This is a genomic window from Pseudomonas sp. AM14(2022) (genome assembly GCF_036346455.1).
Taxonomy (GTDB): domain Bacteria; phylum Pseudomonadota; class Gammaproteobacteria; order Pseudomonadales; family Pseudomonadaceae; genus Aquipseudomonas; species Aquipseudomonas putida_A.
This window is the reverse complement of sequence record NZ_JAOTNY010000025.1, coordinates 12,723-32,943: the sequence shown is the minus strand read 5'-3', so window position 1 is coordinate 32,943 and position 20,221 is coordinate 12,723. Positions and strand designations below refer to the sequence as shown.

The window sequence follows — 20,221 nt, the reverse complement described above, 5'->3', positions numbered from 1 at the left end:
CTGCTGTCTCGCTGGTGTTACTGCGCTGTGCTATCGTTGCGGCATCATTTCGGTACGATCCAAGAGAATCCCTGCATGAAGGTGGCTGTCTGGGCGACAGAGCGCGTGGTTCGCTGCAAGCACGCATTGCTTGTCGGTCTGCTCTGTTTGCTGACCGGCGCCGCCATGGCGCAGGCACAGACGCCGGTGGGCATGGCCGAGCAGCGCGCCCAGTCGGTGACGCAGGTTGTGCTGGGCATCCTCAGTTACGCGCGCTGGCCGGTGGAACCCGCACAATTGCGCCTGTGCATCGTCGGCCCCACCGAATACACCGATGACCTGGTCAAAGGCACTACGCAAGCCACCGGTCGTCCGGTCGCTGTGCGCCGACTGCTGGCTGACAACCCGGCGATCGTCAGCGAATGCGATGCGGTGTACATCGGCAAACTCACCGCAGTTGAACGCAGTCGGCTGTTCACCTCATTGATCGGCCATCCGGTGCTGAGCATCAGCGAAGGTGGCGATCAGTGCACGGTCGGCAGCCTGTTCTGCCTGCGGGTCGGCGATCAGCAGGTTTCCTTCGAGGTCAATCTCGACTCCGTCGCCCGCAGCGGTGTACGCATCCACCCGAGCGTACTGCAGTTGTCGCGCCGCAAACCGGCGGCACCATGAAGCTGTTTCGTTCCAGGAGCCGCCCGACACTGGGCTCGGTCATCGGCCGCGGCCATTTGATTGTCGCGCTGGTGGCCGTGACGATGGCCAGCGTGTCGCTGACCCTGTTGGGCGTTCTCGCGCTGCGGGTGTACGCCGATCACAACCTGCATCTGATTGCACGTTCGATCAGCTACACCGTGGAAGCGGCGGTGGTGTTCAACGATAAGGACGCCGCCACCGAAGCGCTGGCCTTGATCGCGTCCACCGAAGAGGTGGCGGATGCCCAGGTGTTCGACACACAGGGGCAGTTGCTGGCGCGTTGGCAGCGGCCCGAAAACGGTCTGTTTTCCCAACTGGAAATGCAGGCTGCCCGGACCATTCTGGAAAAGCCGATCAGCCTGCCGATCATGCATCAGGACCGTGAAATCGGACGCATCCTGCTGGTCGGTCACGGCGGTAGCCTGATGCGCTTCTTGCTCAGCGGTCTGGCGGGGATCATTCTTTGCACCGCGATCAGTGCCTGGGTCGCGCTGTATCTGGCGCGCCGACAGCTGCGCAGCATTACCGGCCCGCTTCGCAGCCTCGCGGCGGTGGCCCACGCTGCCCGCAGCGAGCGAGCACTGGATCGCCGGGTACCGCCGGCGCAGATCGCCGAGCTCGACAACCTCGGCAACGACTTCAATGCCCTGCTCGACGAACTCGAATCCTGGCAGACCCATCTGCAAAGCGAGAACGAAACCCTCGCCCATCAGGCCAGCCACGACAGCCTCACCGGTTTGCCCAACCGGGCGTTTTTCGAGGGGCGATTGATTCGCGCCTTGCGCAACGCCGGCAAGCTCAATGAGCGGGTGGCGGTGCTGTTTCTCGACAGCGACCGCTTCAAAGGCATCAATGACAACTTCGGTCACGCCGCTGGCGACGCGGTGCTGGTGGCGGTCGCCAATCGGATCCGCGCGCAACTGCGTGAAGAGGATCTGGTGGCGCGGCTCGGCGGCGACGAGTTCGCCGTACTGCTCGCGCCGCTGCACAAGATCGAGGACGCCGAGCGCATTGCTGACAAGATTCTCGCCAGCATGGACATGCCCATCGCGCTGCCGGGGGATACCAGTGTGGTGACGTCGCTCAGTATCGGCATTGCCGTTTTCCCTGATCATGGTGTCACGCCAGGTGCCTTGCTCAACGCCGCCGACGCCGCGATGTATCAGGCCAAGCGCCTGTCGCGTGGGGCTCAATTCACTGCCGGGTCGGAGAGCCCGGTCGTCAATCTTCAAACCAGGAGCTGATTCCGTGTTCACATTTCCCGCTCGACTGTTTTCCGCCTTGCTGATGATCGCCGTACTGGCGCTGACCGGGTGCCAGACCGCACCGCAGAAAGGCCTGACCCCGGCGCAGATCGCCGTCCTCAAACAACAAGGCTTCGAAGCGACCGACGAGGGCTGGGAGTTTGGCCTGTCCGGCAAAGTGCTGTTTGGCAGCGATATCGAAAGCCTGAACAACCAGAGCACCGAAATCGTCGAACGCATCGGCAAGGCACTGCTCGGCGTCGGTATCGAGCGGGTGCGGGTCGACGGTCATACCGATGCCTCGGGCAAGGAAACCTACAACCAGCAACTGTCGCTGCGTCGGGCCAAAAGCGTGGCCAAAGTGCTGACCACCGTCGGTATGAAGGAAGAGAACATTCAGCTGCGCGGACTGGGCAGCAGCGAGCCGGTGGCGTCCAATGACACTGCCGCCGGACGCACCGAGAATCGCCGGGTGTCGATTGTGGTCAGCGCCGATTAATCGGCAAACCGCATCTCGCGGGTCTGCCCCATCAGCAGACCCTGATTACGCTCGGTCACCTCACGGATGTAATCCCACAATAGGGTGATCCGCTTCAATTTCCTGAGATCCTCCCGGCAGTACATCCAGAACTACAAGGCGTAAGGGTTCCAACCAATGGTTACGGGACCCTTTTGTCATGCCTACCGATGAACGCACTATCCCTGTCACAAGTGCTGTAACAAGTATTGCTATACCGCAGAGGCCGAAAACCCGCCTCGCTAAGCCCTACCACTACAGACGTAACGGCATTTACTATCTCCGCCTTCGAGAAACAGGCAGCCTCACCCGCACCGTCTCCGTTTCCCTCAAGACAACCGATAGAAAGGCCGCTATGGACGCTTCACGACACCTATCAGAAACCATCAGAGCGTTTCATCTGGATAATCCTGATGCTACTTGGCATCAACTGAGGGAACACCTCATCTGGATCGCTGAGGGATTACTGTCGTCGGCCCATGGCGTGCATTCACTGAGGATGTGGGGAGACCTGTACGAAGACGTAGCAATGAACCTCACCGAGATCGCCGCCACGATGCCGCTGAGTGTCGATCAACACGAACACGTAACCAACGCAAAGCGAGTGATGGTCGCTGCTCAAGATCGCTTGCGGGGCGACTCCGTTCCTTTGGTGACGATCATCAAGGACCTTGAGGGCGAGAAGAATCAGCAAGCAAAAGCTCAAGCATTGGACGACTCATCGGAGCCTCAATCTGTAAGGGGACCAGCCCTTACCTTTGAGGACCTCTCAAGGCTCTACTTGGCCGACCGAGCCGGTGAGCAGAAGGCAACGACCCTTAGCTCTACGAAGTTTATTCACGGTGTACTGAGTGAAATGCTGGGGGCTCTGGACTTGAGAGTTCACACCCGTGGAGACCTCGTGGCTTTGAGGGATCGATTGGCAGCCACTCGTAAGCCATCAACGGTTAACCAGATACTCGCAAAGCTCTCTGCCGTCTTCAGTTGGGGGGAACTCAACGGACATCTTGAAAAGCGCTACGACAAGAAGCTGAAGCTAACGAAGGGTACTGAATCGGATCGAAAGGCCTTCACCCAAGAGCAGGTCTCTCAGCTTATGGCGTATGCCAGCAGTCTTCCTGAAGCATCTTGGAAGCGTTGGTTGTTGAGTCTTGGGGTCATTTCTGGCGGTCGTCTCAACGAAATCTGCCAGTTGACCACGGGTGACATCATTACGTTGAAGTCAGGAGTTACTGCGCTTTCCATCAATGAAAGAGGGGAGGGTAAGTCCGTCAAAACCAAAGGAAGTACCCGGCTGATTCCGTTAACCGATGGTGCCTATGGATTTGATCTTGCTGCTTTCCTCAGATACGTAGATTCCTGCAAGGCAGAGGGCAAGGACAAGCTTGCTCAACTGGGTTATAGGCCTGCCGGGGAATGGGTGAATCAACAGGCAATTCCGATGGCTTTGGAAGGCTCCTACGCTCGTGGTTTGGTCTATCACTCGCTACGCCATTCGTTGAGTTCTCTGATGCAAGCTCATGGCGTTCCCACGACTCATGCTCAGGCTGTCATGGGCCATGTAACTGGCACCATAACCTTCGATACCTATGGCTCAGGCGTACCAGTCGAGGTCCTTGCTGAGATGCTCAAAGGGGTCTTTAGTAAGACTCTCTAAATCCATGCATGAGGTACAGGTAGTCCTCCGCGATTTTCTACACGCCGCTACCTGTAGCTCTTTCACTGGCCAAATCCTTACGAATGGCGAAGCCAGAACGGGTTCAAAATATGGAAAACGAAAAGCCGCCGCGAGGGCAACGCATCACGCGAGTCAGATTCTCGTTATTAACTCAGAGTGCGACGGGTAGTGCGCATGGAGAGCAACCGAAGGTCTGCGAGACCACGGTAGGTCGCATGGAGTCTGGCGAGTTTATTGAAAGTCTGTGGTGTGATATTGCTGCCGACTTCGTGACCATTACGATGATGGTGAGTCCGGAGGGCTTCGGGGCTGATATGAAAAAATCGGTCGCAGACATTATCTCTTTCGCAACACCCCGCCCAAATGAGCTTACTGCGAGGCTCAAAGAGAAACTGAAAAAAGAAGGGCACAGCAAGCCAACACCTGAGGCAGTCGAGGATGCCGAGATAGCGGAAGCTGATGCCATCTTGCTGAACATGATTGCGAATGTTGAGCGCATTGAACGGCGACAAAGAATCTACAAAACCGTGGACATCACCGGGGCTATAGAACTCACCTCCTACACCCCACCGTCCGACACTAAAGGTTTCTCTGTGCGGAATACCTTGCCAAAAAAGAAATAGGTCTCGACGCTACGCCCGGTCCAGCGGTGCGCCGCCAGTGATTACAGCGTGGAGCTTTGTATAACTGACGCGGGCGTTGGTCCTATGCCACTGTGAGTGGGCGTCAAGGTATGTGAGTATTGTTCGTTGACTTGTCCGAGCGGCAGCCGTAAAGTGCGCTCTACCGGTGAGCGAGTACTGCTCACAAATATTAAGTGGGAGTTCGCTTGCATCATGAATACTCAGGATATGCCCAACCAACCAATGCGTCCTGCCATCAAGGCCCTAATAGGTGCCTACTCGGGAACCGCTGAACCCGCTATTCACGTCTCGATTGAATACAGCGACGACTATGATGATTACCACGGCAAAGGTTCATGGAAATGGGTAGCTAAACGTTCCTGGACCCACGGAGGGGCGACCCGCACTGAAATTCTTGAAGTTCCTCAAACTGCTGAGGGAGCAGAGGTCGAGAACGTGCAGAGCATGATTAGGGCTCTCACACGAGAACCTAAAGAGAGCAACGTTAGGTATGCAGTATCTCGAGCTGACGAGGAGCCAAAGTACGTTGCGATTCGGATCGATTAGCACCGGCATCAGCTTGTTCCGATAAAAAACTAATAACGTATGTGAGTATAGATCGTATACCTTGGGCACATTCATGTCTTTCAAGGATCGTTTCTATGCCTGCTACACGTTTTGTAACCGACAGTCTTTCCATTGCCAAAGCTACGCCTAAGCGGCGTCATGTCGACCTTAAGGTGAGCCTGACTGCGGCTCTTAATGAGTTCGTTGAACTGGGGCTGTTCGAGGCGGTGGAGGACTCTGAGGGGTTAACCACTTGGAAGATGGTCGATGGTCCTGTAGTGGCTCAGGAAGCGTTCTATGAGGATACGTTCAAGCGTCAGTTCGTCCTCACTCAGTTGACTCGCGATGCCGCATTGGGCGTGGTTTTGCGAGCGAGACATGCTGGTGACCGAGCGGCACTTATTGAGTCTATACGAAGAGCTTAGCCCTCATAATTTATAGACAACCTACGCAGAACAGCAAAAGCTGGAGTATCCATGGACGATAACGAACTGATTCAAGAATTGTTATATCGAGGGGAAGGAGGAGCTTTGGACTACAAAGTCAAGCAATATCCTTTTTCTGGTGCTGAGGATGCCCAAAAGGCAGAACTATTAAAGGATATTTTGGCTTTTGCTAATGGCTGGCGTACTGAAACAGCCTATATTCTTATTGGGGTAAAGAACGATACCGGAGAGCTTGTCGATCTTGATGTTGATATCGATGACTCCCGTTTGCAAGAGTTTGTTAACTCAAAGACTAATCATCCTGTGAATTTTTCTTACAGGTCATTGGACTATGATGGTACTAAGCTCGGGCTTTATACTATTCCTGTACAAGATCGTCCAGTGTATGTAAGAAAGCAGTTTGGTAGAGTTGCACCAAGTACGGTGTATGTGCGCAGAGGGTCCGCTACAGCTATCGCAGATCCATCTGAAATAGCAAAGATGGGTATTTCCTCTGTTGCTCAAAGCGTCGCCCACTCTCCAAAATTGACTGTTAAAGTAGTCTGCCCCGACTTTTCTGTGTCTGATAGGCTGTTACTTAGTTACGGTCGGTGGGTGCTGGATAAGGGCGCCGAATATGTCGATTATTCTGCGGTCATACATCGAATGGCGTTAGCTTCGCCTAATAAAAATTTTTATAGAGAGCTCGCCGCTTATCTTCAGGAAAGTAGCGGAAAAGTTCCTTTTCTCTTTGAGGTAGGTAACTTTGGTGATAATTTTGCGGATGATGTTAAACTTTTTATTACTGTGCCATCTTCTGCAATGCTTAGTTTTAAAGAACCTTATAGGCTTTTGCCTAAACCTCGAAAAATTCTCACCATGTTTGGTGGAAAGGCAAATCTTGATGCCTTGACTCGAGCGGGTCAGCGTTACTCAATTAATCAGGGCGATAATGAGTGGGTAATAAAGTATGATTTGGGCAAGATTCAGGTGGGGGAGACAGTTCGTACTCCGGAAATATACATGATAAATCCAGCGGCTGAGCTTGAGTCAATTAAAGGTAAGGTTCTATCTGATCAGTTGCGATGCCCTATGGAGTTCACAATTCCTGTTGAGATAAATATGAGTGAGGAAGTATTGACAATGGATAGGCTTGAAGATGTTTCGAAGCTTATCGACAAGGAAGATGTAGGCTGACCACCCGTCACATAACCCGGACACGATCTTTCGTTTACAGCTACTCAGAGCGCCCGTGCGTCTGGCTTGAAGAAGTCGAGTGTGCCGCCGTACTGGGTTCCCATTCCCTGCGTGTGGGCAAGGCTGTGTAGGTCTCGTCCCTGTCGAATCCCCATAGGGCTGAGAATGATTAGGTCGAGCTCGCGACTGATAAATAAGCCCGTGTTTACCAGATGCTCCTTCGCGGCCACGCCTCGGCCTTTGAGCCATCCCGCATGTGGTCACTGAGGGAGATCTGAAAGGGCAGGGACGTGCTGAAATTTAAAACCCCTCACTAAAAAGTGATAGGTACTTTCTTGTGGTTCCTCGACAGAGCTCTACGGAGCTGCCGAACAAAAGTACCCACTATAAACCTCAGCGATCCTTTCCAGAGGTTTCTACCGAATATCTTGCTTAAATCTAAGCGTACCTGGCTGAGTCAACATGCTTGCGGGCAGACTGACGGTCTCAAGCGGCGGCGGTCTCAAACGCCACTTGCGGAAAGATAAGTCTACGTCAACACAAAACAATGAGGGGGTATCAATATGGAGCTACAGAATGTAAGCCCAATATGTCCTATTACTATTGAGGGTCACACTTTTGAACCCAAGGGTTCACTGTGGTCGTTGACCAATATCAACAAGACACTTCCAATTCTTACTAAGCCACCAGCGCAATGGCGTGGACGAGATCGTAAGTATTTCGAGCGATGTGCAGATTTGCATATCGTTCACGGTGATCAGGGCGGTACTTGGGCGACTGAGCGAGCGACGATTGCTTACGCAATGGCATGTTCGTTGGATTTCTATGTAATGGTTGTCGATGCGTTTGTAGCTATGCGGAACGATGCCATTATATCTGCGCGCATGGCGTCATTAGCCCTTGTTGAGAAGGACCAGCTTTTGAGCGCTAATATGCCTAAAGCAGCGACATTAATGCACAAAGCAAACACTATCGGGTTGTCATGGGCTGAGGCTTGCCGCACTGCTGGAATTATCAACACAGGACTTGCCAAGACCTATCTCGTCTATAAGGGGCGCTTCGTATCTAAAGAGCATCCAACTGAGTCCCGTAGAGTCATTGAGCCGAAACCATCAGGTTTTTCTCACGGATTCTTCAAACGCTGTTCCACGAACTATGGGAATTTCGATGGTTTTCGAGTTTCAGCCAAAGGCCTTGTTTGGCTCGAAGAAAGAGCTAAAGAAATCAATGATGCCTGTCGCCGGCACATAGTAGAACAAAGGAAAAGGGCTCGCTTAAAAACAACCAAGGCTAAGAAAGGTACGGTTTAAAAAACAGTTAGAGTCTACCTTTCCTACTATAAATTGCATCACGCCAATTCATAAATACTTCCTGACAGGGCCGACTTCCTGCCACGGGAATTAATTCAAAGCTTCTTTCTGTCTGACTTTCCGAACCAAGCCGGGGCCCTGAGTGTGGGCGCTTTGAACTGGTCTTGGAAGTCGGCGGGAAGTCAGACAAAAAGGAAAACACTCAATGGAAAACTTTCAACACTACGCAGCCGTTAAAGCAGCGGGCACACCCTATGATGCAATGATTCGACAGGAAGCTGACCGCCAAGGCATTCCTTACGACTTCATGCACAAGCTCATTTTCAACGAATCCAGCATCAACCCCACCGCTAAATCCCCAACGGGTCCCTTGGGCCTCGGACAGATGACCGAAATGACCGGCAAAGCCTATGGTCTGATGACCCCAGAAGATCGAACAGACCCAGCAAAGGCCATTCCCGCAATCGCCCGGCACCTAAAAGACCTTAGCGGCACCTATAAGGGTGACTTGCTGAAGACCGCTTTGGCGTACAACCAAGGACAGGGCCGCTTAGGCTCCCCTCAGTTGGCCGCGCTGGACTCCGGTGACTTCAGCAAGATCAGCCCGGAAGGTCAGAACTACATGCGCAAGCTGCTGGATGTCTCCGGTGAGTCTCCTTCGCGCCGATTCTTCGATGCACAGGAGGTGACCAATCCGGGTATTCACCCAAAGGCTGAGGCCGTCCCCTTCGAGGAAGCTATTCAAGGTGTGACGGCCCACAACAAGATCGGCCATGAGCTGCCGGAGCTGGGTCAGTTAGACCTGCCCGGTGGCACCGCCCCGCAAACGCAACAGGACTTTCAGACCCTTTCCAACATCATTGGTCCGAAAGACAAAGGCACCTTTGAGGGCCTCGGAGATTCCGTTACGGCCAACCTTGCGACCTCCCCTGTGGGATCGCTCCTGCGCTACGGCACCATGGAAGACGCTGACCCGCTCGAATGGGTGAAGCCCAACGACACTTCGAATTGGACCGCTGAAGACTACGACATGATCCGCCGTGAAGGCGTGGACCCTCAGTTCTTCTCGTTCGTGCAGGACTTCGCAAAGGGCAACCGGGCGAACCTACCGAACGCCATCGCAATGGCGAAGGAGAACCAAGACTACCAACGTCGCATCAACGGTACGGGCACCGGGTCTCAGATTGTCGGTGGATTCGCGGGTGCGGGCTTGGACCCACTCACCTATACCCCCATTCCGGGTGCTACCGGCCTTCGCTTGGTTTCCCGTGTAGCTCAGGGCGCGCTCTACTCTGGTGCTGCTGCCGTCGCATCTGAAGGGCTTCGTGAAAACATCACGGGCATCGAAGGGCACTACGGCACAGCGCTGGTAGGTGGTGCTTTGTTCGGCGCAGGTGCAACAGCTCTCTTCGATAAGGCTCTGCGAGCGGCTCCGAAGGTTGAGCGTGTGGACCTACCAGACGATCAGCTTGAAGCGATCCTTGCTCGACACGGTGAGGCTTCCGAAAAGAACCTTTATGACCTGCACTGGGAGGACGACGCAGCCAATGAGTTCGCCGCTCCGAGCATCCGCTTGGAAGCCCGTGAGACCGCCCGTCAGCTTGGCGAGGAAGACCCGACACGCTACCCATGGCGTGAAGGTGAGGAGCCTAAAAACGCTGCCGGTGTGGACTATGTGGACCACCCAAGCGAACCCGGCGCGGTGCGTCTGCGTGACGGTTCGATCCTGTCGGCAACCAACCCGCTGAACCCGAAGCTTCTCAGTGAGGCCGCTGAGGTTGTCCCTGACCGAGCAGCGAAAGGGGTCACCATGGGAGGCTTCACCGAAATCGGCTACACGCTGAATCGCTCGGAAAACCCTGAGGTCCTCGCAATCGGGAGTCAGCTATTCCGTTCTCCAACAGGAACCGTCAGCGGCTCCAATGGCAAGTTCGGAGCAACCGCCTCGGACATCATTGAGCGCATTCAAGGTCAGGACCACGTTACCTACAACACCATGTCGGAGCAGGTCCTTGAGGCAATCAAAGATCCGTCCTACGCGCTGACCCCCGGTGGTCGTGAGGTTCACATTGATCGGGCTTACCGCCGTGTTGCTGAGGCCATTGAGGACCAGTCAGGCAACAAGCTGGCTCAACTGACCGATGGCGAAAGGAAGCTGATGGACACAGTGCGCAAGCATTACGACCGCAAGGCTGACTTACTGGCCTCCCCGGCTCAGTTCGGCAATCGCAACGCCCGCCCTATCCTTCCCGAGACCCGCCACGCTGGCTCCTACATTCCAAACGTCTACAGCTCTGCCGCGAAGCTTCTTCAGGTACAGCGGTTAGGCGGTGAGGAAGGTTTGCAGCACGCAATCATGGAGTCGTGGCTTGCCAGTTATGCGGCACGTCCAGCGGTTAGAACCCGAGTGGACAACCTGCTGAAGGATAAGGTGGACGAACTCCTGGGCGAACGTGTGACAGCCCATTCAAAACCTAAAGGGAAACAGCCAGCGCCCGCCGTGGACACAAAGGCAATGCGGGAGGAAATCCTGAAGGAACAGGTCGAAGACTATGCACGACGCAAGGCCTACGGTATCGCCAAGACTGACGACCACAACGGGTCCAATCTCCTGAACCTCGACGCTCAGGGAAGCGTTCCTGATAGCGCTGGACTTGGCGTGAACAACTTCCTTGAAGGCCGTCATCTATTCGACTCCGACATGGCTGTGCCTCTTTCTGATGGCAGCACCTTCGCGGTGAATGACCTGCGAGAGTTCAACCTGTCTCGAATCACACCAAGCTACGACCGGCGTGTTAACGGTGACATTGGGATCATGGGGGCCACTGGGCGAAGCACAGCGGAACTCGTGAACGACATCGGGCGAGTCAAGGCAAACAGCAAGGCTGAGCGTGCTGCCCTTGAAGATGCTGTAAAGATCCTGACAGGCCGTGCGCGGCGTGACGTTGAGGGGACCCTTGCGACTGCCGCACGGGCCCTCGCGGACATGAGTTTCTTCGCAAAGAACGCCTACATGGGCGTGCAGTCCATCACTGAGGTCGCCGGGATGGTGACCAAAGGACATACCCACATGCTCCTCAAAGGCATTCCGCTACTGAGAGACATGAGCCAGTGGGGCTCCAAGATCAGCGCCAAGGACCTGTCGGACATGCACTCAATGGTCTTCGGTCGCGAACTGGACAACCACATTCGCCCGACTCGTTCGGACATCGTGGAGCGTCTCAGGGATGAAGCCGGTGCAAGTCCTTTGGCGGCAAACGTCATGGGGTCCATCAAGTTCGCCACTCAAGAACTGTCTACACGATGGAATCCATTCACTTGGCTGCTCACCGAATCATCCAACTACATCGCAGACGCTGGCCGTCAAGGAGTCCTGTCTGACTTTGTTGACCACGCCATAGCTGGCCGTGAGTCGGGCCTGTTCTCTCCGCAACGCCTCAAGTCGATGTCCATCACCCCGGAGCAGTTCGAGGGAATGAAGGACCTCATCAAGACTTACGTGAAGCGACAGAAGGACGGTTCCTACAAGCTCACTGACCGGGCGGCATTTCAGCGTGACCCTCGGACGATGGACCTATGGCGCATGGGCGACAAGATCGCTGATGAGACTATCTTGCGTCCTCACAAGCTCTCTTCGGCTGACACCGTGGCTTACGGCGCGGGAATCAAGACCGCTATGCAGTTCAAGAACTTCACCATGCGTTCGGTTAACTCTCGGCTCATCCGTGGTTTCCATGATTCCACGAAGAACGGCAGAGCTATCGACCAGACCATGCAGGCGGTCCTTTCGACAGGGTTGGCCCTCAGTGCCTACATGGCGATGAAGTACAGCCAAGCCTCCGGGATGCCTAAAGATCAGCGTGAACCGTTCCTTCAGCAAGCGCTTGATCCGAAGATGTTGGCTTATGCCGCGCTGTCCCGAAGCTCCCATATAGGGGCACCTCTGGGTCTGGCGAACATCGTCGCGGCACCTCTGGGGTTCGATCAGGCCGCAATGGTCCGTTCCTCGATTCTCCCTCGGGGCCCTAAGGAACAGCGTGACCCCGGCGCGATGAAGTACAGCGCCACAAAGGACGACCGAATCACTGGGGTCCTCGGAAAGGTTGCCGAGCAGGTTCCTGCCTATGGCGTTCTCGCAAGTGTTGGTCAGGTTGGCTACAACGCCTTCGGCGCCTCGTTAACTGACTCCCGTAGAGCCGATCAGGAATACATGACTGGCGTTTTCAATGGTCTTCGAGGTCTCGTTCCGAACGACCCTGTTAGCCAGAAGCTCCTGCTGATGATTATGGAATCGCAAGGCGTCGAGATTCGCTGATCCCTACCAAAACCACCCACTAAAGCAGGATGCCATCAAGGGTCCTGCCTTCACTCATCTGAAAGGAGGTAAATCAATATGCAAAAAACCAAAGCAACTCTTGTTGATCTTTTAGAGGCTTCGGAAAACCTTTCCCCGAGCGACCTCGCGGACTTTAACGGTATGCAGGCAGGCCGAAACCCTGCTGAAGTCTTCACGAAGGCCCTCGACGAAACCACTCATGTCATTAAGTCCGGAGGAGGGCAGGTCTTGGCCGCTGGAGGGCATTCTGAAGGAGGAGTCTGGCTAATTACCACAGCGCATGTCGCTGAGTTATCCACAGCAGAACGGTTCAAGTTCTATCGGATTCTCAAAGCCCACTTAGCCCAGATCAAAAGCCAGACGCCCGGTGACGTTGCTCTGACGAATTACGTGGCGGTGCAAAACCATGCACACCTTCGCTTGCTGACAAAGCTCGGAGCCGTTCTGAGTGACGGACTCTTCAAGTCGCCCTCGGGCTTGCTGCTCAAGCAATTTTCATTTTAAGGAGGACTCAGCATGTGTGAACCAGTATCCATATCCATCGCAATGGCGGGTCTCGCTGCCTCTTCAGCTGCTATGAGCGCGTCGGAGGGCGCCAAGGCCAAAGGCCAAATGACCGACAACGAGCGCAAGCAACAGAACGAAGTGGTCAAGCAAGCCAACTTCGCGGAGAACGACCAGAAGCTTGCCACCGTGGACAAACAGGATGAGGCCCGTAGGCAGCTCACTGAGGTGAACCTTCAGGCGATCCGCAACGAAGGCACCATCAATGCGGCCATCGGGGAGTCCGGCCTTTCAGGCAACTCCATGGATCGCTTGAAGAACTCCGTCGCCAATGACGCGAGCGCCCAACGAATGAACATCACAGACAACTACACCCGTGATTATCAAGCGATCTTCGCGAATCGTGTGGGCAGCTCTGAGAACGCTAAGTCCGCTGTCCGTGGTCTGGGCGGCAACAAGTACAAGGTCAACAACATCGCCAATGCCCTGAACATCGTTTCGGCAGGGATCGGTGGGTATTCGCAAGGAGAAAGTCTTGCTGCATCTCGTACAGCCAAGAAGACCGCGTCAAGCGGGAGTGCTACCGGATGAAGAGATTGGTGTGACTGTGAGGGTGTGCGTGGTCACATTCTGGGCTCGGTTAAAAACACCCACTATAAGCAGAGGGGGCCTTAAGGTATCTCTCTGAATGCCTCTCTGAAGCAATCATCGGTGAAGCCAAAACCCCTCACTATAAGCAAAGGGGGACTTAAGGTTACTCAAAGAGCCTCCCTCTTTAAGGCCTTTGACTGGCGTCCTCTGTGGTGATGAATATCAATGACCAATACCCCCGCCTCACCTAAAGGAGGGCTAAGCGATGACTACTCGGTGGAAGACCTGTGTAGCTGTAATCCGCACTCTGGCTACCCACCGTGTCACCTACCGATTTCTTGGTTTACTCCTTGTCGCTTTTGGAGTTAGCCAAGGTGGTCCTCTGGGCGAAGCCTTTGGGAATGTCGTCTGTGTTCTACTCGGTGGCTGTGCTGAGTGATGAGGGTCTCTGGGTAGCCAATCTCTTGTTAGCGATCCATGGGGATACCGTTGTAAGCGAGCGCAATGTGAAGTGCGTCTAACTCGAAGAGGCAGGACGTAAGCTTGTCGCGATTTTCCTCGTCTAATTGAGCATGCTCAAGAGCTGTCGAAGCCTCAATGGAGCTTTCGTCACAAATGGTAGATACGACTTCCGCATCTGAAAGCAGCTTCACAGCCTCCCGACTCCTAATGGCGATAAGGAGTCGGTTATATGTGCGGGGAAGGACTTGGCGACCATTGATATCCTTAATGCCTCTTACTGCCATCAATAGATTTTCCAATGACGACAAGAACGGAGAGTTTTTGACAACGCTGATTAACTCTCCTGTTTCTCGGTTGAATGCGTCGACAAGAGCCTCTCTTAAGAAACGAAGCGGACTTTGCTTGAATCCCTCGTACTCAGGGCGCCCGCCGAACCTCAACATAGAGTCGTAAATCAGATGCAGGCGCGCTGTGGTTTCATCAATGGAGTAAATATTGACACCCGAGTTGCGCCCGTTCCATATGATATCCCCATCTGATTCGCCACCCACCCACTCAGCCTGTAAATCCCAACTGACGTCTATGAGGTCGACAGCGAACCTAACCGCATCTTTGCGGTTCCATTCGGTTTTCTGAGTCGCTACGTCGAGCGCGTTGAGTTTCTCATCAACACGGTCCAGTAACCTTCCCGCTTGCTCATACCGCCGAGGCCTATGCGCAAAACCTGCCATTTCCAAGTAGTGGTCAGGAAAAATGCCTTCATACAGTTTTTCCGGGTTACGAAAGCGGACCTGCTCACCAAGGGTTGCTTGCAGTTCCTTCAAGCGCTCCATGAACAGTTGACGATGCTTGATATACCAATCGAAACCTTGGGTCTTCTTTTGCCAGTCATTCTGGCTGTTTAGGAAAACCAGCGTGGCAATCGTGATGATGAAACCGGCTAAGGTAATGAAGGCGCTAAGCAACGAACCGAAGCTCCCCCAGGCTGCGTGGTCATGGGAGATATAGGGGAGATATTCGTTGTACTTGCTGAAAATAACCCAGCCGAAAGCGCTGACGATTAAGAAGCCTGCGACAAGAACAATCCACCAGCCTTTCCCTTTCGTACTCACAGATTCCCCACTCGCTTGGTTAGTGATGTCACTCTACTATCATGATTCAACGGAACTGTCCTTGAGAATCTGGCAGAAAAATCTGAATGACCACCTCACTACGGGTACGTGCGCGCATCCCCCCATGGGTGCCCTCGCGTGGTCCTTATCGCGCCTGCGTGGGTCCTTATCGCGTGCCCATGCGCGCCTCTGGATGAGGGCTTTCAGCCAACCGTCCGGGTCGCTGCGCATTGTCACAAGTCCTGTCATAACCCCTGTCACAAGTCGTTGCAGTGGCATGCCTGACCTCGCTACGATAGGTCTCCCTTACACCTTGTAGACGCTCAGTCTGTAAACCGAAGGTCTCGCGTTTCGCCCAGTAATAACGGGCGGTTAAGTTCGGTCACCTCACGGATGTAATCCCACAGCAGGGTGATCCGCTTGAGCTTGCGCAAGTCCTCCCGGCAGTACATCCAGAACTGCCGGGTGATGTCGATTTCTTCGGGCAGCACCGGCAGCAGGCGCGGATCCTGCGCCGCGAGGAAGCACGGCAGAATCGCCAGTGAACGCCCTTGCTGCGCCGCGACGAACTGCGCGATCACGCTGGTGCTGCGCAGGTTTGCGCTGGCGCCGGGCAGCACGTTCGCCAGGTACAGCAGCTCCGAGCTGAACGCCAGGTCATCCACATAACTGATGAATTGATGCTTGCCCAAATCGGCCGGGCGGCGGATCGGTGGGTGTTGATCGAGGTAGTCCTGGGTCGCGTACAGCTGCAAGCGGTAGTCGCAGAGTTTGCAGCACACGTACGGGCCGTGCTCCGGGCGTTCCAAAGCGATGACGATATCGGCCTCGCGCTTGGACAGGCTGATGAAGTGCGGCAGCGGCAGGATGTCCACCGAGATCGCTGGGTAGGCGTCGACGAAGTGGCTCAGCTGCGGGGTGATGAAAAAACTGCCGAAACCTTCGGTGCAGCCCATGCGTACATGCCCGGAAAGTGCCACACCAGAGCCCGAGACCTGCTCGCAAGCCATGTGCAACGTGCTTTCAATCGACTCGGCATAGCCCAGCAAACGCTGGCCTTCAGTGGTCAGGACAAAACCGCTGGTGCGCGATTTTTCGAACAGCAATGTACCCAGCGCCGCTTCCAGTGAACTGATGCGCCGCGACACGGTGGTGTAGTCCACCGCCAGACGTTTGGCCGCGGTGCTGGCCTTGCGGGTACGGGCGACTTCGAGGAAAAACTTCAGGTCGTCCCAGTTCAGCGACCCCAGGGAGGTGATGTTTTTTTGCATGATGGACGGGCTTATATGTGCGTTCTTATTAGAAGTTTGCACATCTATACTCCAAAAACAGTCCGACAACCAATTCGTGACACACGCCTCATCTCAAGGCGAACCCTTTCGCCTTGGCTCCTACGATAAAAACAAGTTTCGGAGACCAGCATGAACGCATCGCTTACGCCCAACGAAACCACGGTCCAGAAGGTCAAGTTGCTGATCGACGGCGAGTGGGTCGAATCGCAGACCACCGAGTGGCACGACATCGTCAACCCGGCGACCCAGCAAGTGCTGGCCAAGGTTCCGTTCGCCACTGCCGCTGAAGTCGACGCCGCCATCAGTGCCGCGCACCGCGCGTTCCAGACCTGGAAACTGACCCCGATCGGCGCGCGGATGCGCATCATGCTCAAGCTGCAGGCACTGATCCGCGAGCACTCCAAGCGCATCGCCGTAGTGCTGAGCGCCGAGCAGGGCAAGACTATTGCCGACGCCGAGGGCGATATTTTCCGTGGCCTGGAAGTGGTCGAACACGCCTGTTCCATCGGCACCCTGCAAATGGGCGAGTTCGCCGAAAACGTGGCCGGCGGCGTCGATACCTACACCCTGCGCCAGCCAATCGGCGTGTGCGCCGGCATCACCCCGTTCAACTTCCCGGCGATGATTCCGCTGTGGATGTTCCCGATGGCGATCGCCTGCGGCAACACTTTCGTCCTGAAGCCTTCGGAACAGGATCCGCTGTCGACCATGCTGCTGGTGGAGCTGGCGATCGAGGCGGGCGTTCCGGCGGGCGTGCTCAACGTCGTGCACGGTGGCAAGGACGTCGTCGATGGTCTGTGCACCCACAAGGACATCAAAGCGGTGTCGTTCGTCGGTTCGACCGCCGTCGGTACGCACGTTTACGACCTGGCCGGCAAACACGGCAAACGCGTGCAATCGATGATGGGTGCGAAGAACCATGCCGTGGTGCTGCCGGACGCCAATCGCGAGCAAGCGCTGAATGCCTTGGTCGGCGCCGGTTTCGGTGCGGCAGGGCAACGCTGCATGGCCACCTCCGTGGTGGTGCTGGTCGGTGCGGCGAAACAGTGGCTGCCAGATCTGAAAGCGCTGGCGCAGAAACTCAAGGTCAACGCCGGCAGCGAGGCGGGCACCGATGTCGGCCCGGTGATCTCGAAGAAAGCCAAGGCGCGGATTCTCGATCTGATCGAAAGCGGCATCAAGGAAGGCGCCAAGCTTGAACTCGATGGTCGCGACATCAAGGTGCCGGGCTACGAGCAAGGCAACTTCGTCGGCCCGACCCTGTTCTCGGGCGTGACCACTGACATGCAGATCTATACCCAGGAAATCTTCGGCCCGGTGCTGGTGGTGCTGGAAGTCGACACCCTCGACCAGGCCATCGCACTGGTCAACGCCAACCCGTTCGGCAACGGCACGGGCCTGTTCACCCAGAGCGGTGCAGCGGCGCGCAAATTCCAGACGGAAATCGACGTCGGCCAAGTCGGCATCAACATCCCGATTCCGGTGCCGGTGCCGTTCTTCAGCTTCACCGGTTCGCGCGGTTCGAAACTCGGCGACCTCGGCCCGTACGGCAAGCAAGTGGTGCAGTTCTACACCCAGACCAAAACGGTCACGGCGCGCTGGTTCGATGACGACAGCGTCAACGACGGCGTGAACACCACCATCAACCTGCGCTGAGGAATCGCCATGAAAATCGCATTTATCGGTCTGGGCAACATGGGCGCGCCGATGGCGCGCAACCTGATCAAGGCCGGCCACTCGCTGAACCTGGTGGACCTGAACAAGACTGTGCTGGCGGAACTGGAGCAACTGGGCGGCACTATCCGCGCCTCGGCCCGCGAAGCAGCTGAAGACGCTGAACTGGTGATCACCATGCTCCCGGCGGCGGTGCATGTGCGCAGCGTCTGGCTCGGTGAGGACGGTGTGCTGGCCGGTATCGGCAAAGGCGTGCCGGCGGTGGATTGCAGCACCATCGATCCGCAAACTGCCCGCGATGTGGCCGCCGCTGCCGCCATACAAGGCGTGGCGATGGCCGATGCACCGGTCTCCGGCGGCACCGGTGGCGCGACCGCTGGCACGCTGACCTTCATGGTCGGCGCCACCCCGGAACTGTTCGCCACCCTGCAACCGGTGCTGGCGCAGATGGGCCGCAACATCGTGCATTGCGGTGAAGTCGGCACCGGGCAAATCGCCAAGATCTGCAACAACCTGCTGCTGGCGATCTCGATGGTCGGCGTCAGCGAAGCCATGGCGCTGGGCGATGCACTGGGGATCGACACCTCGGTGCTGGCCGGGATCATCAACAGCTCGACCGGGCGTTGCTGGAGTTCGGAAATGTACAACCCGTGGCCGGGCATCGTCGAAACGGCGCCGGCCTCGCGCGGTTATACCGGTGGGTTTGGTGCCGAACTGATGCTCAAGGATCTGGGGCTGGCCACCGAAGCGGCGCGTCAGGCGCATCAACCGGTGGTGCTCGGCGCGGTGGCGCAGCAGTTGTATCAGGCGATGAGCCAGCGCGGGGAGGGCGGCAAGGACTTCTCGGCGATTATCAACAGCTATCGCAAGCCGCAGTAAATTCGGATCGCCGATGCTCTGGTGGCAAGAGTGCTTCTGTGGCGAGGGAGCTTGCTCCCGCTGGTCTGCGCAGCAGACCCAAACCCGGTTAATGCGGTTCTTCAGAAAAACCGCATTAACCGAAGTTACGACTGCTGCGCAGCCGAGCGGGAGCAAGCTCCCTCGCCACAGGTTTTTATAGAAGGCAAAAAAGATCGCAGCCTTCGGCAGCTCCTACATGGGGGAAATGTACACCCTGTAGGAGCTGCCGAAGGCTGCGATCTTTTGCTTGTCAGGCGAAGACGAAATATTTGCGTACGGTCTCGACCACTTCCCAGGTGCCTTTCATCCCCGGTTCAACCACGAAGATGTCGCCGGCTCGCAGGTGGATTGGCGCCATGCCGTCCGGGGTGATGATGCAGTAGCCTTCCTGGAAATGGCAGTACTCCCACTTCACATAATCGACCCGCCACTTGCCCGGGGTGCAGATCCAGGTGCCCATGATCTTGCTGCCGTCTTCGCTGGTGTAAGCGTTGAGGTTGACGGTGTGCGGGTCACCTTCGAGTTTTTCCCATTTGCAGGCATCGAGTACCGGCAGCGGGTGGGTGTCGCGCAGAACGGTGATGGGGGCGGTCGCGGTCATGAGAACTCCGGGCAGTGGGCGGATGGCTAAGAAACCAACTCGCACCCTATAGCGCCCGGTTGCCGCTCAGTTGTCTGTGCTCGACATCGAGCTGCTCAGAAACGCGCAAACCGTCAAAGGTTTTCCAGCGGGCATTCGACCCGCGCCCGTTCAAGGTCGATTTCGAAACCTTCCAGTTGCGCGTATTGCCGCGTCAGCTCAGCGATGCTGCTGTTGATCTCGCGTTTTTTTGCCTCGATAGCCTGTTGGGCCAGATCCCATGGCATGGCCTCGCCATGATGCGCGGCAAAAATCGTCTGCAATTCCCGGAGCCTGAAGCCCATCTCTTTTGCGCATTTGATGAAGATCAGCAGTTCGATGCATTGTTGGTCGTAGAGGCGATATTTACCTTGGCGCCGGGGCGTGGGCAGCAGACCGATCGACTCGTAGTGGCGAATGCTTTTGATGGTGGTGCCGGCACGTTGCGCGGCTTGGCCGATGTACATAAAAGTCCTTTTTCAATGTGAAACCGTGCGG

General features: G+C 55.9%; 18 protein-coding genes and 1 pseudogene. 14 read left to right on the top strand and 5 right to left on the bottom strand.

From position 1 onward, the window contains the following. Window positions 1-75 precede the first annotated feature (75 nt). From V3W27_RS27095 to V3W27_RS27085, 3 genes are read left to right on the top strand one after another with little or no spacing between them, the layout of a single operon-like run. On the top strand, window positions 76-651 hold the full coding sequence (locus V3W27_RS27095; RefSeq protein WP_330207989.1) for a YfiR family protein: 576 nt from the start codon (window positions 76-78) through the stop codon (window positions 649-651). Next, entirely contained in the window at window positions 648-1,916 is a 1,269-nt protein-coding gene (locus tag V3W27_RS27090; protein WP_330207988.1) for a diguanylate cyclase domain-containing protein, read from the top strand. The genes V3W27_RS27095 and V3W27_RS27090 overlap by 4 nt, the downstream gene beginning before the upstream one ends. A 43-nt stretch (window positions 1,917-1,959) precedes the next feature. Continuing rightward, a complete protein-coding gene (locus V3W27_RS27085) occupies window positions 1,960-2,415 on the top strand; it encodes an OmpA family protein (protein ID WP_171061906.1) in 456 nt (151 codons plus the stop codon). On the opposite strand, the pseudogene V3W27_RS27080 reads toward V3W27_RS27085, so the two are convergent. Further along, a pseudogene (locus V3W27_RS27080) lies at window positions 2,412-2,546 on the bottom strand (LysR family transcriptional regulator); the annotation flags it as partial. The gene V3W27_RS27085 and the pseudogene V3W27_RS27080 sit on opposite strands and share 4 nt — an antisense overlap. A gap of 47 nt (window positions 2,547-2,593) precedes the next feature. On the opposite strand from V3W27_RS27080, the gene V3W27_RS27075 reads away from it, so the two are divergent. The 9 genes from V3W27_RS27075 to V3W27_RS28315 all read left to right on the top strand — a co-directional run bounded on the left by V3W27_RS27075 (window position 2,594) and on the right by V3W27_RS28315 (window position 14,103). Beyond that, entirely contained in the window at window positions 2,594-4,090 is a 1,497-nt protein-coding gene (locus tag V3W27_RS27075) for a tyrosine-type recombinase/integrase (protein ID WP_330207987.1), read from the top strand. Between the two features lie 110 nt (window positions 4,091-4,200). Next, a complete protein-coding gene (locus V3W27_RS27070; RefSeq protein WP_330207986.1) occupies window positions 4,201-4,734 on the top strand; it encodes a hypothetical protein in 534 nt (177 codons plus the stop codon). Window positions 4,735-5,396: 662 nt separating this feature from the next. Continuing rightward, window positions 5,397-5,726, top strand: coding sequence for a hypothetical protein (locus V3W27_RS27065; RefSeq protein ID WP_330207985.1), 330 nt, complete (start codon window positions 5,397-5,399; stop codon window positions 5,724-5,726). Window positions 5,727-5,777: 51 nt separating this feature from the next. Then, window positions 5,778-6,923: an AlbA family DNA-binding domain-containing protein gene (locus V3W27_RS27060; RefSeq protein ID WP_330207984.1), complete on the top strand. Its 1,146-nt coding sequence runs from the start codon at window positions 5,778-5,780 to the stop codon at window positions 6,921-6,923. A gap of 644 nt (window positions 6,924-7,567) precedes the next feature. Continuing rightward, the gene (locus V3W27_RS27055; protein WP_330207983.1) at window positions 7,568-8,233 is read left to right on the top strand and encodes a hypothetical protein; all 666 of its coding nucleotides are present in this window, start codon (window positions 7,568-7,570) and stop codon (window positions 8,231-8,233) included. 205 nt (window positions 8,234-8,438) lie between these two features. After that, complete coding sequence (locus V3W27_RS27050) at window positions 8,439-12,548, top strand: transglycosylase SLT domain-containing protein (protein WP_330207982.1); 4,110 nt, start codon at window positions 8,439-8,441, stop codon at window positions 12,546-12,548. A 78-nt stretch (window positions 12,549-12,626) separates the two neighbouring features. Next, a complete protein-coding gene (locus V3W27_RS27045; protein WP_330207981.1) occupies window positions 12,627-13,073 on the top strand; it encodes a phage protein Gp13 family protein in 447 nt (148 codons plus the stop codon). Between the two features lie 12 nt (window positions 13,074-13,085). Beyond that, window positions 13,086-13,664, top strand: a complete 579-nt coding sequence (locus tag V3W27_RS27040) for a virion core protein, T7 gp14 family (RefSeq protein WP_330207980.1) — start codon at window positions 13,086-13,088, stop codon at window positions 13,662-13,664. 265 nt (window positions 13,665-13,929) lie between these two features. Continuing rightward, the gene (locus V3W27_RS28315; RefSeq protein WP_442962677.1) at window positions 13,930-14,103 is read left to right on the top strand and encodes a gp19.5 family protein; all 174 of its coding nucleotides are present in this window, start codon (window positions 13,930-13,932) and stop codon (window positions 14,101-14,103) included. Between the two features lie 28 nt (window positions 14,104-14,131). Here V3W27_RS28315 and V3W27_RS27035 read toward each other — a convergent pair whose 3' ends face one another. Beyond that, window positions 14,132-15,238, bottom strand: a complete 1,107-nt coding sequence (locus V3W27_RS27035) for a hypothetical protein (protein ID WP_330207979.1) — start codon at window positions 15,236-15,238, stop codon at window positions 14,132-14,134. Between the two features lie 323 nt (window positions 15,239-15,561). Continuing rightward, complete coding sequence (locus tag V3W27_RS27030) at window positions 15,562-16,509, bottom strand: LysR family transcriptional regulator (protein ID WP_330207978.1); 948 nt, start codon at window positions 16,507-16,509, stop codon at window positions 15,562-15,564. 150 nt (window positions 16,510-16,659) lie between these two features. Between V3W27_RS27030 and V3W27_RS27025 the strand changes: the two genes are divergently transcribed. Continuing rightward, complete coding sequence (locus tag V3W27_RS27025; protein WP_007962100.1) at window positions 16,660-18,186, top strand: CoA-acylating methylmalonate-semialdehyde dehydrogenase; 1,527 nt, start codon at window positions 16,660-16,662, stop codon at window positions 18,184-18,186. Between the two features lie 9 nt (window positions 18,187-18,195). Further along, window positions 18,196-19,083, top strand: a complete 888-nt coding sequence (mmsB, locus tag V3W27_RS27020) for a 3-hydroxyisobutyrate dehydrogenase (protein ID WP_330207977.1) — start codon at window positions 18,196-18,198, stop codon at window positions 19,081-19,083. Window positions 19,084-19,354: 271 nt separating this feature from the next. Here the strand turns inward: mmsB and V3W27_RS27015 are convergent, their stop codons facing one another. Further along, complete coding sequence (locus tag V3W27_RS27015) at window positions 19,355-19,705, bottom strand: cupin domain-containing protein (RefSeq protein WP_003221437.1); 351 nt, start codon at window positions 19,703-19,705, stop codon at window positions 19,355-19,357. A gap of 113 nt (window positions 19,706-19,818) precedes the next feature. Beyond that, the gene (locus tag V3W27_RS27010) at window positions 19,819-20,190 is read right to left on the bottom strand and encodes a MerR family transcriptional regulator (protein WP_330207976.1); all 372 of its coding nucleotides are present in this window, start codon (window positions 20,188-20,190) and stop codon (window positions 19,819-19,821) included. Window positions 20,191-20,221: the final 31 nt, after the last annotated feature.

Excerpts from the sequence above, each read along its gene's own strand:
- V3W27_RS27070 (WP_330207986.1), top strand. The coding sequence starts at position 4,201 with ATGGAAAACGAAAAGCCGCCGCGAGGGCAACGCATCACGCGAGTCAGA.
- V3W27_RS27085 (WP_171061906.1), top strand. The coding sequence starts at position 1,960 with ATGATCGCCGTACTGGCGCTGACCGGGTGCCAGACCGCACCGCAGAAA.
- V3W27_RS27015 (WP_003221437.1), bottom strand. The coding sequence starts at position 19,705 with ATGACCGCGACCGCCCCCATCACCGTTCTGCGCGACACCCACCCGCTG.
- V3W27_RS28315 (WP_442962677.1), top strand. The coding sequence starts at position 13,930 with ATGACTACTCGGTGGAAGACCTGTGTAGCTGTAATCCGCACTCTGGCT.
- V3W27_RS27090 (WP_330207988.1), top strand. The coding sequence starts at position 648 with ATGAAGCTGTTTCGTTCCAGGAGCCGCCCGACACTGGGCTCGGTCATC.
- V3W27_RS27040 (WP_330207980.1), top strand. The coding sequence starts at position 13,086 with ATGTGTGAACCAGTATCCATATCCATCGCAATGGCGGGTCTCGCTGCC.
- V3W27_RS27050 (WP_330207982.1), top strand. The coding sequence starts at position 8,439 with ATGGAAAACTTTCAACACTACGCAGCCGTTAAAGCAGCGGGCACACCC.
- V3W27_RS27065 (WP_330207985.1), top strand. The coding sequence starts at position 5,397 with ATGCCTGCTACACGTTTTGTAACCGACAGTCTTTCCATTGCCAAAGCT.
- V3W27_RS27010 (WP_330207976.1), bottom strand. The coding sequence starts at position 20,190 with ATGTACATCGGCCAAGCCGCGCAACGTGCCGGCACCACCATCAAAAGC.
- V3W27_RS27095 (WP_330207989.1), top strand. The coding sequence starts at position 76 with ATGAAGGTGGCTGTCTGGGCGACAGAGCGCGTGGTTCGCTGCAAGCAC.
- mmsB (WP_330207977.1), top strand. The coding sequence starts at position 18,196 with ATGAAAATCGCATTTATCGGTCTGGGCAACATGGGCGCGCCGATGGCG.
- V3W27_RS27030 (WP_330207978.1), bottom strand. The coding sequence starts at position 16,509 with ATGCAAAAAAACATCACCTCCCTGGGGTCGCTGAACTGGGACGACCTG.
- V3W27_RS27045 (WP_330207981.1), top strand. The coding sequence starts at position 12,627 with ATGCAAAAAACCAAAGCAACTCTTGTTGATCTTTTAGAGGCTTCGGAA.
- V3W27_RS27075 (WP_330207987.1), top strand. The coding sequence starts at position 2,594 with ATGCCTACCGATGAACGCACTATCCCTGTCACAAGTGCTGTAACAAGT.
- V3W27_RS27025 (WP_007962100.1), top strand. The coding sequence starts at position 16,660 with ATGAACGCATCGCTTACGCCCAACGAAACCACGGTCCAGAAGGTCAAG.
- V3W27_RS27060 (WP_330207984.1), top strand. The coding sequence starts at position 5,778 with ATGGACGATAACGAACTGATTCAAGAATTGTTATATCGAGGGGAAGGA.